This window comes from Listeria marthii, assembly GCF_014227425.1.
GTDB lineage: Bacteria > Bacillota > Bacilli > Lactobacillales > Listeriaceae > Listeria > Listeria marthii.
The window spans coordinates 17,834-33,209 of sequence record NZ_JAASWB010000001.1; the positions used below are offsets into that span (position 1 = coordinate 17,834).

A 15,376-nucleotide genomic window follows, 5' to 3' on the forward strand; every position below is an offset into this window, starting at 1 on the left:
GTTGTTATAACCCGTTAGATAACTTTACTATATAGTATATTTTTAAAAATTAAAGTAAAAAGTACTAGAACCGAAAAATACTTCAATTCAAACCCATTAGTCTAAAAGTTACACAAATATGCGTATTTATAGCTTATATTTAAACTTTAGCACTGTTCGTAACAAGGTATTAAGACCTATAATAGTTCACATTACATGAATTGTCGTTCAATTGTATACAAATCTTTTTAAAATGGTTCTTCACTTCTATTCCTATTTGTACGCAAAAAAAATAGCCCTTTTTCAAGGGCTTCATTTTTTTAATAAAGATATGCTTTTTTCAGTTGTTCTTTTTTATCATCTGTCAGTCCGAGTTTTTCTTTTAAGAAGTTATCCATCGAGCCATATTTAGTATCAATTTCATCGAAGGCAGCATTGATATAAGATTCACGCACTTCCATTACTGCAGTCATTCCGGCAATGACTTTTTTATTATCGGTTTTTGCTGCAACGGCTTCAATTGCTTTTTTATTGTCCGCGGCACGATATTTATTGGATAACATATAATCGTCAATGACGGTATTTTTGTCCACACCTAGTGCTGAGAGAACTAAAGCCGTACCAAAGCCAGCCCGGTCTTTTCCAGCTGTACAGTGCCACAGAACGGAGCCATCTTGGTTTGCTAATAGTATATCGAAAAATTCTTTATAGGCTTGGATGGATGTTTCATCGGTAATAAAACTTTTATTGGCATTGATGAGAAAGGTTTCTGGATTATCCATTTTGGCTAGGCTTGCAGTTAAATCTTGCGCGCTTGTGGATGCACCGTTATCTTTCATGACAGAATCGTGTGTGTAAGTAACGTCTGTGAGTTTTGGATCTGGTTTGGCCGTTACTTCTGAATTCGTTCGAAAATCAACTATTTGTGAAAGATCGTATGTATTTACGAGTTTCTTTTTATCGGAATCACTTAAATTAGCGAGTTCGGCACTTCGAATGAGTTTATGGGGTTTAATGGTTAGCCCATCAGTTGTTTTATAACCACCTAAGTCACGGACATTCACGGCGCCTTCTAATTTGATTTGACTACCTGGTTTTAAGGTTGTTTTTTCGGTTTTCACATTTGCTTCTGCTTTTTCATCTGACTGCGCCCCGCATCCCCCTAGTAATAATGTTGCGCTTAATACCCCTGCTCCTGTTACTTTTACCCAATTTTTCATTCTTTCTCCTCCTTTTGTAAGCTTAATTGTCATTATAGCAATGCAATTTATTGGTTGAATGAAGGGTTTGTAAAGAAATGATTTTTAGGGTGTTAAGGTATAAAAAAAGCCAAAACCTGGAATGGGTTTTGGCTTTTTTGAATTAAAATGGCATTTTGAAATTGCCGAATGGATTTTTTCCTTTTTTGCCTTTTCCTCCACCAGTCATTTGCTTCATCATTTTTTTCATTTCAGCAAATTGTTTTAGAAGGCGATTGATTTCTTGAACTGGACGTCCGCTACCACGAGCAATCCGTTTTCTTCTGCTAGCATTGATGATATCGGGATTGTCTTTTTCGTTTTTAGTCATTGATTTGATAATCGCTTCAATGTGACCAAGTTGTTTATCATCTACATTCATGTTGTCGAGGCCTTTCATTTTGTTTGCCCCGGGCATCATTTTCAGTAGCTCATCTAGTGGTCCCATTTGTTTTACTTGTTGTAGTTGGTCCAAAAAGTCATCTAGCGTCATGCTATTGTCTTTCATTTTTTGTTCCATGGCTTTCATTTTTTCTGTGTCTACATCGGTTTGTGCTTTTTCAATAAGTGAAAGCACGTCGCCCATGCCGAGAATTCTAGAAGCCATGCGGTCCGGGTGGAAGGTTTCGAGAGCTTCCATTTTTTCACCGGTTGCGATAAATTTAATTGGTTTTCCAGTGACAGAACGAATCGAAAGTGCGGCCCCACCACGTGTATCGCCATCTAGTTTCGTTAATACGACTCCAGTAATTTCTAATTGTTCGTTGAAGCTTTGCGCCACGTTGACTGCGTCTTGCCCGGTCATCGAATCGACTACAAGCAAAATTTCGGTTGGTTTGGCGATTTCTTTGACTTGTTTTAGCTCGTCCATTAACGTTTCATCGATGTGCAAACGGCCGGCTGTATCGATAATGACATAATCTAAATGTTCTTCTTTGGCTTTTTCGATTGCTTGTTTGGCAATTTCTACTGGGCTTACTTGATCACCTAGCGAAAATACCGGCATATCTAGTTGCTTGCCAAGCGTTTCTAATTGTTTTATTGCGGCTGGACGATAAATATCCGCTGCAACTAGTAAAGGTTTACGGTTATATTTTTTGCGTAATAAATTAGCAAGTTTTCCGGAAGTGGTTGTTTTACCAGCCCCTTGTAAACCTACCATCATGATAACGGTTGGCGGACGGTCTGCTGTTCCGATTTTGCTTTCTTCGCCGCCCATTAGGCTTGTTAATTCTTCTTGAACGATTTTGATGACTTGTTGGCCGGGTGTTAAGCTTTTCATAACGTCCGCGCCGACAGCACGTTCGCTTACTGTTTTAATAAATTGTTTAACGACTTTAAAGTTAACATCGGCTTCTAATAGAGCAAGGCGAACTTCACGCATCATTTCTTTTACGTCAGCTTCGTTTACTTTCCCTTTGCCGCGAATTTTGTTCATTGTTTCTTGGAGTCTTCCAGCTAGTCCTTCAAATGCCATGATTCTGGCCTCCTAATCGATATTTTTAAGCTGTTCGAGCGTATCTTTCACTTGCTCGTCCAGAAAATTCTTCTTGGTTAATTGTGCTTCTAATTGACTAAAGAGTTTTTCTCGCTGTTGATATTTTCTAAGCATCCCTAGCTTTTCTTCGTATTTTTCTAGGCTTTCTTCGGTCCTTTTAATATTATCATAAATGGCTTGTCTGCTCACTTCAAATTCTTCGGCAATTTCGCCAAGTGAGTAATCATCCAAGTAATAAAAAGAAACATAGGCTTTTTGTTTTGTTGTTAATAATTCTTGGTAAAAATCAAATAATAAATTCATCCGGTTTGTCTTCTCAAACAAGGCGTTTCACCTCTCTCCTTTTAAAGGATACGGGGAAATCGCGGGAATGTCAAGGAAGGTTAGACAAAAGAGAAAAAAGCCAGAATGACGAGTATCATTCGGCTTTCTCTGATTATTTTTCGTTATCAACCATATCAGCAAATAAGCCATACACATATTCATTTGCATCAAAGGCTTGCAGGTCGTCCATTTGTTCCCCAAGACCCACGAATTTTACTGGAATATCCAGTTCGTTGCGGATGGCAATGACAATACCACCTTTAGCAGTTCCGTCTAGTTTTGTTAAGATAATGCCTGTTACGTCAGTTGTTTCTTTAAATTGTTTCGCTTGAACGAAGGCATTTTGACCAGTTGTTGCGTCAAGTACTAGTAAAACTTCGTGCGGCGCATTTGGAATTTCGCGCGTAATGACACGTTTTACTTTTTCTAGTTCGTTCATTAGATTGACTTTATTTTGTAAACGGCCAGCTGTGTCGCAAAGTAAAATGTCTGCTTTGCGTGCTTTTGCGGCTTGAACGGCATCAAACATAACAGCGGCAGGGTCACTTCCCTCAGCTTGCTTAATGACATCCACGCCGGTGCGCTCGCCCCAGACTTCAAGTTGATCAATCGCGCCAGCTCGGAACGTATCTCCGGCTGCTAACATAACTTTTTTTCCTTCTTGTTTAAAGCGATGGGCCATTTTTCCGATGGAGGTTGTTTTACCAACCCCGTTCACGCCAACAAATAAGATAACAGTAAGTCCATCTTCTTCAATATGCAGCGCTTCATCTTCTTTTTCGTCGCCTTGGTAAATCTCGACTAATTTTTCGACAATCACTTCTTGGACATCTTTTGGATCACTGATATTTCTAAGCTGTACTTCATGGCGCAGTGTATCAACTAGCTCCATTACTGTTTCAAAGCCAACGTCTGCTCCGATAAGAATTTCTTCTAGTTCTTCAAAGAAATCTTCATCTACTTTACGATAACGAGCAACCATTTCGTTGATTTTCCCGGAAAAGTTGCCACGTGTTTTGGATAAGCCATCTTTAAATTTTCCAGAAACGGAATCAGTTTGCTGGGTAATTTTATCTTTTAATTTTTTAAAAAAGGTCATTTTGTCTACTCCTTTTATTTAATGAGTTCGGCTGTTTCTTCTAAGCGAACCGATACTAGTTTGGAGACGCCGGACTCTTGCATGGTGACGCCGTATAGCACGTCAGCTTCTTCCATAGTTCCTTTACGGTGCGTGATTACGATAAACTGGGTGCCAGACTCGAATTGCTTCAAGTAACGGCTGAATCGTGTAACGTTTGCTTCGTCTAGGGCTGCCTCTACTTCATCCAAAATACAGAATGGCACTGGACGAACGCGGATGATAGCGAATAGTAAAGCAATCGCAGTTAAGGCACGCTCCCCGCCGGAACGAAGCGATAAGTTTTGCAGTTTTTTACCTGGAGGTTGAACGACGATATCAATCCCGGTTGTTAAGAGATTTTCTGGATCAAGTAGAACCAGTTCCGCGCTTCCGCCCCCAAATAGCTCTGGGAAAACAATCGCAAATTCGGTTTTAATGGCTTCAAAACTTTCGCTGAAACGAATTTTCATTTCTTCGTCCATTTCGTCCATGACTTTAAAGAGGGTTTCTTTTGCGGCAAGTAGATCCGCTTGTTGCCCGTTTAGGAAGTCAAAACGTTCTTGAATACGGTCGAATTCTTCGATAGCGCCAATATTAACAATGCCTAGTTCGTCGATAGAACGTTTTAATAAGCGAACTTTGGAACGTGCTTGCTCGGTATCTACTTCTGGCAAGATTTTTTCTTCGGCTTGCTCTGGAGTTAGTAAATAAGCTTCTTGTAGACGATCAATTCGGTTCGTAATGTCTACTTCTAAACGACCGATGCTGATTTCGGCATTATTTTTTTGCTCTACGTAAAAACTAATTTGGTTATTTTTTTGCGTTAATTCAGCTTCCAATAGTTCTAGTTTTTCTTGTAGTTCTGCGCGAGCTTGTCTTGTTTGTGTTAGTTTTCCGCTTGTTTCCGCTTTATCCTTGCGCAATTCTTCGATGGATTTTCTGGCTGTTTCTTCGCTTGTATGAACGCTTGTTAGGTTTGTTTTTAAGGAAGCAAGTTTTAGTTCGGCTGCTTCTTTTTGTTCATAATTTTCATGCAGTGTCGTTGTTACACGTTCGACTGCTTCTGTGGCTGATTGAAGTTGCTCCCGTTTGGCGGCGATTTGCGCTTTTAAGGAAGAAAGACTTTCTAAATCAGCCGCGCGTTTGCTTTCTAATGCTTTACTTGAGCTTGTCATCGCTTTGATTTCTTCATCAGTTACTTCGATTTGTTTCGCGATTTCGATTTGCTCTTGTAGCAATGTTTCTTTTCGTTCCAGTAGTTTATTTAATTCTTCGCTACCGTCTGCTTTTTCAATATCGTATAGTTGCAATTGCTTGTTAAAGCGCTCTAAATTCTCGGTTTCTCGGTCTAGTTTTCCAAGTAATTCTTTTTCTTGTAAACGTAAATTTTCACCGATGCCGCGTGTTTCTTCGAGTTCTTCGCGTTTTTTCGCCATGCTATCTTTAGCAAGTTGAACCGCGGATTCCATTTCACGCGTGGATTCGTTTAGTTCAGCGATTTTCTCTGCTAATTGACCTAGTTCATGTTTTCTTGTCAGGATGGATGATTTGCCACCTTTTGTAGCTCCACCGGTCATGGAACCGCCGGCATTAACCACGTCCCCTTCCAGTGTTACAATGCGATACCTGAAATTAACTAACCGAGCAAGTGTATTTGCCCCTTTTAAATCCTTCGCTAAAATCGTTGTACCTAATGCATTTAAAATGACTGGCGATACTTTTTGGTCAAATGAAATAACTTCACTAGCAAGCGCGATAAAAGCAGGTTGATTGCTTAAAGCGTTTTTCGTTGCTGCTGGTAATTCGCGTGGTTGAATGGTCGAAAGTGGTAAGAAAGTTGCGCGGCCGCTTTTCGTTTTCTTCAAAAAACTGATGGCTTCACGAGCAACTCGGTCATCTTCTACAACAACATTCTGCGCACTGGCTCCAAGCGCTGTTTCCATTGCTTGTTGGTATTTCGCTGGAATTTCAACGAGTTCAACTAGCGCACCGAGAATGCCTGGAATTTCTTTTTTCGCTTTTAAGACTTCGCGAACACCTTGGAAAAATCCGGCATAATCATCCGCCAATTCTTCTAGGGTTTCTTTTCGCGATTTCATTTGTTGCACTGTTTCATAATGTTTATAAAGCGCGCGTTCTTGTGTTCCAAAAATGCCTTCTTGTTTAGCCAATGTTTGCTGCACTTCACGGTAAATTTCCATTTGTTCCGTGAGCTCGCTCTGGATTTTTGTTAAATGTGTTTTCGTTGTTTCGATTTGCGATAGCATATCTTTTCTATCATCGACATGGTGACTATTTTCTAAATCTAATTTGTCAATTCGGCTAGTAATCTGGCCAATTTGGCGTTCGATATAACCTAAGTCATTATTGATTGTCGTTTGCGTGTGGCGCAGATCAATATAATCACTTTTCCGGTTTTCGATTGCTTCTTCGGATAAATCATCGTATTTGGCAAGTGTCGCTTCTAGCTCTTTTTTCGCTTTCACGGCAATTTCGAGTGCTGTTTCTTTTTCGAGTTTCGAACTACTTAGAACTTCTTTTTGCTCTTCTAAAGCAGTAATTTTTTCGGTGATTGCTGCTAAAGTTTCCGCGTATACTTGTTCATTTTCGCTACTATGTTTTTTACGTTCTAATTGAAGATTACGTTCTCCTTCTAGTTGTTCGAGTTTTTCTGTTTCCACTAAAAGGCGTTCTTGTAAACTATCTAGCGCAATATCAGTCTCATTCAGCGCTTGTTTTTCACGTGAAATAACCGCTTCTTCGGCATGTAATTCTTCGCGCAACTTAATTAAAACAGTTTGATTTTCGCCAAATTCTTTGCGTACTTCGGCTAGTTTGGTTGTTAGAGAGCTGATTTCGCTCGCTAGTAAAGTCACTTCGTATTTTTCCAGTTCTTCTTGTTGGAATAAGTAATCCTTGGCAATAGAAGCTTGCATTTCAAGTGGCTCTAGTTGCCCTTCTAACTCATACAAAATATCTTGAACGCGGTTTAAATTTTCTTCGGTTTCAAATAATTTATTTTCTGCTTGTTTTTTACGATGCTTATATTTTAATACGCCGGCTGCTTCTTCAAAAATTGAGCGACGTTCTTCTGGCTTACTATTCAGGATTTCATCAATTTTCCCTTGCGAAATAATCGAAAAAGATTCCCGTCCAAGTCCAGAATCCATAAATAAATCGACAATATCTTTCAGTCGACAATTCTCTTTATTAATTAAAAATTCACTATCACCATTACGGTAAATCCGCCTTGTAACAGCTACTTCGCTATAATCAAGTGGTAAAAAATGGTCTTCATTTTCGAGAATAAGCGATACTTCTGCAAAATTAATTGGCTTACGCGTATCACTTCCAGCAAAAATAACGTCGCCCATTCGGCCACCACGGAGCGATTTAGCGGACTGCTCACCAAGTACCCAGCGGATTGCTTCTGTAATATTACTTTTCCCGCTGCCATTTGGTCCTACAACTGCAGTCATGCCGGGCACGAAATCTATCGCAACTTTGTCAGCAAAGGATTTAAAGCCATTCATTTCTAATCGTTTTAATAACATGTCCGGACACCTCCATTTTTGTTTATCTGTGTGTTAGTTGGTTTATTGCAAATTGTGCCGCACTTTGTTCTGCTTGTTTTTTTGTTCTGCCGCTACCTTTTCCAAGTACTTGTCCATTAACAATTACTTGGGCGTCGAATGCTTTATTATGCGCTGGTCCTGTTTCACCAAGGATATCATATTCGATCAAGACATCGCGGTCCCGTTGAACAATTTCTTGCAGTTGCGTTTTATAATCAACTGTTTGTAGATATGCCCCTGCATCAATCTTCGGAAAAATCACGCGTTCTAAAAATGTCACGACTTTATCGATGCCATTATCTAAATAAAGCGCACCGATAAACGATTCAAATACATCTGCAAGAAGCGCTGGACGAGTTCTCCCGCCTGCTTTTTCTTCTCCTTTACCAAGTCGAACATACTTGGAAAAGTGGACTGCTTCTGCAAACTCGACTAAAGAAGGCTCACAAACAATTGCTGCGCGCATTTTTGTCATGTGTCCTTCTGCCATTTCTGGATATTTATTAAAAAGATAGTCTGATACCGTTAATTCAAGTACCGCATCCCCCAAAAATTCTAGGCGTTCATTATCTTTCACATTTTCCCGGCGGTGTTCATTCACGTACGAGGAATGTGTAAATGCTTGTTTTAATAGTTCTACATCTTTAAAATCAAAGCCAACACTTTCTTGTAATTCTTCCCATTGATTCATCTCACTTGCCCCTCTCATAACTAATAAGCAAGTTCATTTTCTAAACAGCCACGAGCAAAAAGCTGCTTAGAAAATGAACCAACAAATCTTCCACGACCTTGAAAAAGAGGCTACCTGTACTACTTATCTCGCGTGCGGAAGTTACCACAGCAAAGATAAGTAACACGGGCACCCTCATTTATCCGGTCACATAAAGTTTTATGCGTTTGCCTCTATGTACTTCACTGCATCACCAACTGTGTTAATGTTTTCAGCGTCGCCATCAGAGATTTCAACTCCGAACTCGTCTTCAAGTTCCATTACTAATTCAACAACATCTAGGGAATCAGCACCTAGATCTTCTTTGAAGGAAGCTTCTAAAGTTACTTTGGATTCCTCGACACCTAAACGGTCTACGATGATTTTTGTAACTTTTTCTAATACTTCTGCCATTTTTCACTTCACCTCCCTCCAAGTATTATATAGGATTATTTCTCCTACGTAAACAAAAATATTTAAAGTAATGCGACCCAAGTTAATTCGCATTCATTAACCCATTTTACATCACCATTCCGCCATCAACGGATAGCGTTTGACCAGTAATATACTTCGATGCATCACTTGCTAAGAAAAGAACTGCATTTGCAATATCTTCGGTAGTTCCATAAGCACCAAGCGGAATTTGTGCTAACATCGCTTCTTTTGTTTTCTCGTCTAATTTGTCGGTCATTTCAGTTGTAATAAAACCTGGAGCGACAGCATTCACATTAATTCCACGTGGAGCTAATTCACGAGCAGTTGTTTTTGTAAGACCGATCACACCAGCTTTACTTGCTACATAGTTCGCTTGTCCAGCGTTACCAATTAAACCAACAACAGATGCCATATTAATAATTTTACCAGCGCGTTGTTTCATCATTGTACGTGTCACTGCTTTAGTACATAGGAAAGTTCCTTTTAGGTTGATATTAATCACATCGTCCCACTCTTCTTCTTTCATACGCATTAACAGATTATCACGAGTAACTCCCGCATTATTTACTAAAATGTCGACACGACCAAAACGCTCAATTGCTTGTTTGAAAAACGCATCCACATCTTCTGCAATGGCTACATTTGCTTTCATCGCTTCTACTTCCACGCCATGTTCGGCAACCAGTTTGGCTGTTTCTTCTGCAGCTTCTGGGCTACCATTGTAATTAAAGAAAATATTCGCGCCTTCTTTGGCTAAATGGATGGCGATGTCACGACCGATTCCGCGCGAGCCACCTGTTACTACTGCTACTTTGCCTTGTAAAGTCATTGATTATTCTCCTTTCAAAGTCGCCGCAACGCTTTTCACTGATTCCACATCACCTGCGGACAGTACAGTCACATCACGATTGATTTTTTTAATTAAACCAGCTAAAACTTTTCCAGAACCAATTTCAACAAATGTATCTACGCCGTTTTTAACTAGTTCTTCGACGATATCTTCCCATAATACTGGGGAATAGATTTGTTTGATTAGTTTATCGCTAATTTCAGCTTTGTCTGTTGTTTGCTTAGCATCAACATTGTTAACAACCGGAATGTTACCATCGGAAATGGTTACTTCTGCTAAAATATCACGGAAAGCAAGTGCGGCTGGTTCCATTAAGCTAGAGTGGAAAGGTCCGCTAACTGCAAGTGGTAATACGCGTTTTGCGCCACTAGCTTTGGCTTTTTCGCCAGCTTTTTCAACGCCAGCAGTTGTTCCTGAGATAACGATTTGTCCTGGGCAGTTAAGGTTAGCAAGTTGTACTGCATCGCCTTCTCTAGTTACTTCTTCAGTGATAGTTTTTAATGTCGCACGGTCTACGCCGAGAACGGCAGCCATTGCGCCGGCACCATTTGGTACAGCTGCTTCCATTAATTCGCCGCGTTTACGTACAAGGTAAATCGCATCACTTGCTTCTAAAAAACCACCTGCTACAAGAGCGCTATATTCACCAAGGCTATGGCCTGCCACGTAATCCGCTTTGACGCCGTATGTTTCTAATGCACGTAAAATCGCTACACTTGTGGAAACAAGCGCTGGTTGTGCATTTTCAGATTTTGTTAATAGTTCGATTGGTCCTTCTGTAATTACATCTGTGATTGAAAAACCTAATCTTTCGTCGGCATCATCATAGATTTTTTTTGCTGCAGGATATTCTGCTGCTACATCTTGCCCCATGCCAATTTTTTGTGCGCCTTGACCGGGAAATACGAATGCGATTTTAGTCATTTGCTTCTGTTCCTCCTACTTTCACTTTATCTACTTCTGCGATAATTGTTTCTACTACTTGTTTTTCAACCATTTCACGTACTTGACGGATAGTGGTGAAAATTCCATTTGCATTGGATGAACCGTGCGCTTTTACGACAGGAGCTTGAACGCCGAACAAACAAGCGCCACCGTATTCGCTGTAGTCCATTTTGGCTTTTAGTGCCATCAAATCTTTTTTCAGGAAGCTTGCTGCGACTTTATTTTTAAAGCCGTTTAGTAAACTCATTTTGAGCATACTTAGGAAAGCAGCGCCTGTTCCTTCGATGGATTTCAGCACCATATTACCAGTAAAACCGTCTGTAACAACGACATCTGCTACGTCCATTAATAAATCACGTGCTTCAATGTTGCCGATAAATTCATAAGCATCTTGATTTTTCATTAGCTCGAATGCTTTTTTCGTTAAGTCGTTACCTTTTGTTTCTTCTGTTCCGATATTTAAAAGTGCCACACGCGGACGATCGATTTTGCGTACTTTTTCCGCGTAAACTGAGCCCATTAAACCAAATTGCAATAAATGTTCTGGTTTTGCTTCTGCGTTTGCGCCTAAATCAAGCATCACGAAGCCTTTCCCAGTAACGGTTGGTAGCGTTGGAGCAAGCGCTGGACGGTCGATACCTTTAATACGGCCGATAACGAAAAGTCCAGTAGACATTAATGCTCCCGTGTTCCCCGCGGAGATACATGCATCCGCTTCTCCGTCTTTTACCGCTTGGGCAGCAAGGACCATAGAAGCTTTTTTCTTCCGTTTTACAGCGCGAACTGGTTCATCATCACTCTCAATTTTTTCATCGGTATGTATGATTTTTACGCGTGTTTTATCTGTTAAATATTCATTGATTTTCGTTTCGTCTCCAAAAAGAAGAATTTCGATATCTTTATATTGGGCAACAGCTTGCATCACACCTAAAACAATTTCTTTTGGTGCGTGATCTCCACCCATCGCATCTACAGCAATTTTCATTATACGTCAGTCCTTTATTTTCATTTTTGCGTTGCGTGATACATTTCAAACTTACCTTTAAGTACTATTTCATCTCCAACATAGCTTTTGACATCTACTATCGTAATCGCTCTGTTGTCTGTTGCCGGACGTACTTTTGCTTTTGCGATGATGCGTTCTCCTTCGTTTACAGAACGAACAAAGCGAACAGTTGCTTGTGTAGTTAAAGCTAGTTCATTTGGGATGACTGCGGTTGCTAAGGAATTAGCTTGGGCAAACAAATGGTGCCCACGAGCGATTTTATTTCGTTTAAAAACATGCTCACTTCGCACATCAAAAATCGAAATAGCGCTCTTGCTAAGTTGAATATCAATAATTTCACCAATCACTTCATCAATGGGAAGGCTTTTTACTGCATCGGCATAATTGACACTCGCAACATGTTTGATTCGCTCTCTCAGTTCGGGGATAGAAAGTGCTACTCTATCTAAACGGATAGTTTGCACACTGACCCCAAATTTCTCTGCAAGCTGCTCATCTATTATGAAAGGATTTTCTTCAATAGCTACTTGAAGTTTCATTTGACGATCCTTTTTAGAATATTTTTTCATGCACGTATCCTCATCTCTTTTTTGTGAAAGGTATTAATACCAGCTACTAAACACTAGGTAAAAAAAGGAAGTTACCTCTGTAGGATAACATTCAGAACTTCCCTGTATTTTGTTGGTACTTTAATATGTTATTAAAAATCAAGCAAAGTTGCAAGTTTTTTAAAGATTGTTACATAGGTTTAATCTAGTTTTTGTTCTGTAAAGACGCCTTCTTCTTCTAGAAGTGCTACTAATTTTTCGTAGGTTTGGTTCTCTAGCATGTTTTCTTCAAAGATCATATGAACGGCATCTTGGCGAGCAATTTCGAGTACGCGGTAATCGTGAACCATGTCCGCTACTTTAAATTCTGGAACACCACTTTGTTTTCGACCGAAGAAATCCCCCGGTCCGCGTAGTTCCAGGTCGCGCTCGCTGACAACGAAGCCATCATTGGTTTCTGACATAATCATCATACGTTCTTTACCAACCTCGGTTTTTGGGTCAGCAATCAAAATACAATACGATTGATCAGCCCCACGTCCAACCCGACCTCTTAATTGGTGCAACTGCGCTAAACCAAAACGGTCGGCATCGTAAATGACCATCATCGTAGCATTCGGCACGTTTACACCAACTTCGACTACCGTTGTTGAGACAAGGCAATCGATTTTTTTATCATTAAAGTCGCGCATGATTTGCTCTTTATCTGCGGGTAGAAGTTTACCGTGCATCAGTCCTGGGGTATATTTTGTCCCCCATTTGTTTTGTAAAATATTGAAAACGTCTATCGCATTTTGCACATCGAGTTTTTCGGATTCTTCAATCAGCGGGCAAATAATGTAAACTTGATGGCCTTTCTCGATTTCTTTTTCCATAAAGCCGATGACGCGATCAAGCATTTGATGTTTGACCCAGTAGGTTTCAATTTCTTTTCGACCAGCAGGAAGTTCATCGATAATCGATACGTCCATTTCGCCAAACGCTGTAATCGCAAGCGTTCTAGGGATTGGAGTAGCTGTCATAAACAATACATCCGGATATTCGCCCTTTTCGCGAAGAACCCGGCGCTGCGCTACGCCAAATCGGTGCTGTTCATCGGTAATAACTAAACCTAGACGATGATAAATTACTTCGTCTTGAATTAAGGCATGCGTACCAATTAAAACATCTATCGAGCCATTTTCAAGCATTGCGAGTAGCTCTCTGCGTTGCTTTCCTTTTACGCTACTAGTAAGTAAGCCAACCGTGATATCAAATGGCTGCAATAACTCTACTAGTGAATTAGCGTGTTGTTCGGCTAAAATTTCCGTTGGTACCATTAAGGCACTTTGGAAGCCACTTTTGGCGGCGGCATACATTGCAATCGAGGCTACGACTGTTTTCCCTGAACCAACATCACCTTGTAGCAAACGGTTCATATGGAAATGCGATAACATATCCCCGCAAATCTCATTAACCACGCGCTTTTGTGCTTTGGTCAGCGGGAATGGCAGCGACTCGATATAATGGCGCAAATCTTCCACATCATAATTAATCGAAATCCCGCCTGATTTTTCGCGTTCAATTTTACGGAAAAACTGCATTTTCAATTGGAACAATAGAAATTCTTCGTAGACCATTCGGCGCCTAGCTTGTTTTAATTCCTCATTATTTTTGGGGAAATGGAGAATGCGCACTGCTTCCAGACGGTCCATTAATTGATATTTCTCGAGTAAATTAGCTGGAATCACTTCTTCTATGTCACTGCTATAGGCATCAAAAGCGAGCCGAGTGTATTTTTGCATCGTTTTATTGCGTAGCGTTCCTTTTAGACGGTAAACGCCTTCTAGTTCTTCTTCATTTTCGACAGCGCCGATTTTAATTTTACTAGCTGTAACTTGGGCGCGACTCTTATCCCATTTACCTGAAATCGTCACGGTTTCGCCAACGCTAATTTTACTTTTTAAATAGGGCTGGTTGAAAAAATCGATTTTGATGACTTGACCTTCTGTTGACACACGGAAAGAAAGCTTGGATTTTTTGCGGCCGTAAAAGGCAACAGTTGCTTCTGTGAGCACTTCACCTTGGATGGTAATCCGTTCCTCATGCGCTACTTCGGATAAATCCCGCAATCGATAATCTTCATAACGATACGGAAAGTTCCAAAGTAAATCATGCACGGTTGATAAACCTAGCTCTTTTAACGTTTTAGCTGTTTCTTCACCAATTCCTTTGATTTCGGTTGTCGGGATTCGTTTAAGTTCACTCACGCTTGTCTTCTGGCGACAGTCCAAAAATCTTCCGCTGAATTGCACGTCCAGTCGGTGTAGCCGCCAATCCTCCTTCTGCCGTTTCTCGTAATGAGCTTGGCATTTGTAAGCCTACGCGGTGCATTGCTTCAATGACTTCATCACATGGGATGCGGCTCTTAATACCCGCTAACGCCATATCAGCTGAAATAATTGCTTGCGAAGAACCAAGTGCATTACGTTTGACGCATGGTACTTCTACAAGTCCCGCTACAGGATCACAAACAAGCCCAAGCATATTCTTCATCGTCATTGCCATCGCATGTGCGGATTGTTCGGGTGTTCCACCGGCTGCTGCTACAATCGCTGCTGAAGCCATCGCACTTGCTGATCCGATTTCCGCCTGACAACCACCCGCTGCCCCGCTTATAAAAGCATTATTCGCAACAACATACCCAAAGGCACCAGCTGTGAATAAAAAGTTCACCATATCCTCACGTGTCATTTCCAGACGATCTTTTAAAGAAAAAAGTACGCCAGGAACAACGCCCGCGCTTCCTGCAGTTGGTGTTGCGCAAATCACGCCCATCGAAGCATTGACTTCATTTGTCGCGATTGCTTTTGCTACTGAATCGAGCAAAACTTCGCCGGATAGGAAGTTTCCTTTTTTGATATAGTCTTGCATTAGGACGGCATCTCCGCCTGTTAAACCGGTTGTAGAAGTAACGCCAGCCTCGCCTTCGCGAATGGCTTCTTCCATAATATCTAAATTCCGTTCCATCGCAGCAGTTATTTCCTCCCGCGGTAAACCAGAAATATTCATTTCACGCTTAATCATAATTTCAGCAATAGTTAGGTTGTCGCGTTCAGCGATATCTACTAATTCTGCTACAGTTCTAAACATTATCCACACTCACTTTC

Annotated in this window: 13 protein-coding genes; all 13 read right to left on the reverse strand. The window is 40.6% G+C overall.

Annotated features, from left to right (window positions below):
- Positions 1 to 299 precede the first annotated feature (299 nt).
- Positions 300 to 1,199, reverse strand: coding sequence for a tyrosine/lipid phosphatase LipA (gene lipA / locus HCJ55_RS00130; RefSeq protein ID WP_185516569.1), 900 nt, complete (start codon positions 1,197 to 1,199; stop codon positions 300 to 302).
- 142 nt (positions 1,200 to 1,341) lie between these two features.
- A complete protein-coding gene (gene ffh, locus HCJ55_RS00135; protein ID WP_008948145.1) occupies positions 1,342 to 2,694 on the reverse strand; it encodes a signal recognition particle protein in 1,353 nt (450 codons plus the stop codon).
- A gap of 12 nt (positions 2,695 to 2,706) precedes the next feature.
- Positions 2,707 to 3,039 carry a putative DNA-binding protein gene (locus HCJ55_RS00140; protein ID WP_008948146.1) on the reverse strand — a complete coding sequence of 111 codons (333 nt, stop codon included), beginning with the start codon at positions 3,037 to 3,039 and terminating at the stop codon, positions 2,707 to 2,709.
- 112 nt (positions 3,040 to 3,151) lie between these two features.
- A complete protein-coding gene (gene ftsY / locus HCJ55_RS00145; RefSeq protein ID WP_185516571.1) occupies positions 3,152 to 4,138 on the reverse strand; it encodes a signal recognition particle-docking protein FtsY in 987 nt (328 codons plus the stop codon).
- A gap of 14 nt (positions 4,139 to 4,152) precedes the next feature.
- Complete coding sequence (smc, locus tag HCJ55_RS00150; RefSeq protein ID WP_185516573.1) at positions 4,153 to 7,713, reverse strand: chromosome segregation protein SMC; 3,561 nt, start codon at positions 7,711 to 7,713, stop codon at positions 4,153 to 4,155.
- A gap of 22 nt (positions 7,714 to 7,735) precedes the next feature.
- Positions 7,736 to 8,425: a ribonuclease III gene (rnc, locus tag HCJ55_RS00155; protein WP_008948149.1), complete on the reverse strand. Its 690-nt coding sequence runs from the start codon at positions 8,423 to 8,425 to the stop codon at positions 7,736 to 7,738.
- A 198-nt stretch (positions 8,426 to 8,623) separates the two neighbouring features.
- On the reverse strand, positions 8,624 to 8,857 hold the full coding sequence (locus tag HCJ55_RS00160; RefSeq protein WP_003723866.1) for an acyl carrier protein: 234 nt from the start codon (positions 8,855 to 8,857) through the stop codon (positions 8,624 to 8,626).
- Between the two features lie 106 nt (positions 8,858 to 8,963).
- On the reverse strand, positions 8,964 to 9,707 hold the full coding sequence (gene fabG / locus HCJ55_RS00165; protein WP_008948151.1) for a 3-oxoacyl-[acyl-carrier-protein] reductase: 744 nt from the start codon (positions 9,705 to 9,707) through the stop codon (positions 8,964 to 8,966).
- 3 nt (positions 9,708 to 9,710) lie between these two features.
- Positions 9,711 to 10,652 (reverse strand): ACP S-malonyltransferase, encoded by a 942-nt coding sequence (gene fabD / locus HCJ55_RS00170; RefSeq protein ID WP_008948152.1) that lies wholly within the window; start codon positions 10,650 to 10,652, stop codon positions 9,711 to 9,713.
- Positions 10,645 to 11,658, reverse strand: coding sequence for a phosphate acyltransferase PlsX (plsX, locus tag HCJ55_RS00175; RefSeq protein WP_008948153.1), 1,014 nt, complete (start codon positions 11,656 to 11,658; stop codon positions 10,645 to 10,647). The genes fabD and plsX overlap by 8 nt, the downstream gene beginning before the upstream one ends.
- Before the next feature lie 20 nt (positions 11,659 to 11,678).
- Positions 11,679 to 12,248 carry a transcription factor FapR gene (fapR, locus tag HCJ55_RS00180; protein WP_185516575.1) on the reverse strand — a complete coding sequence of 190 codons (570 nt, stop codon included), beginning with the start codon at positions 12,246 to 12,248 and terminating at the stop codon, positions 11,679 to 11,681.
- 179 nt (positions 12,249 to 12,427) lie between these two features.
- Positions 12,428 to 14,476, reverse strand: coding sequence for an ATP-dependent DNA helicase RecG (recG, locus tag HCJ55_RS00185; protein ID WP_185516577.1), 2,049 nt, complete (start codon positions 14,474 to 14,476; stop codon positions 12,428 to 12,430).
- Complete coding sequence (gene sdaAA, locus HCJ55_RS00190) at positions 14,469 to 15,359, reverse strand: L-serine ammonia-lyase, iron-sulfur-dependent, subunit alpha (protein WP_070759300.1); 891 nt, start codon at positions 15,357 to 15,359, stop codon at positions 14,469 to 14,471. Before sdaAA ends, recG begins: the two co-directional genes overlap by 8 nt.
- Between the last annotated feature and the right edge of the window lie 17 nt (positions 15,360 to 15,376).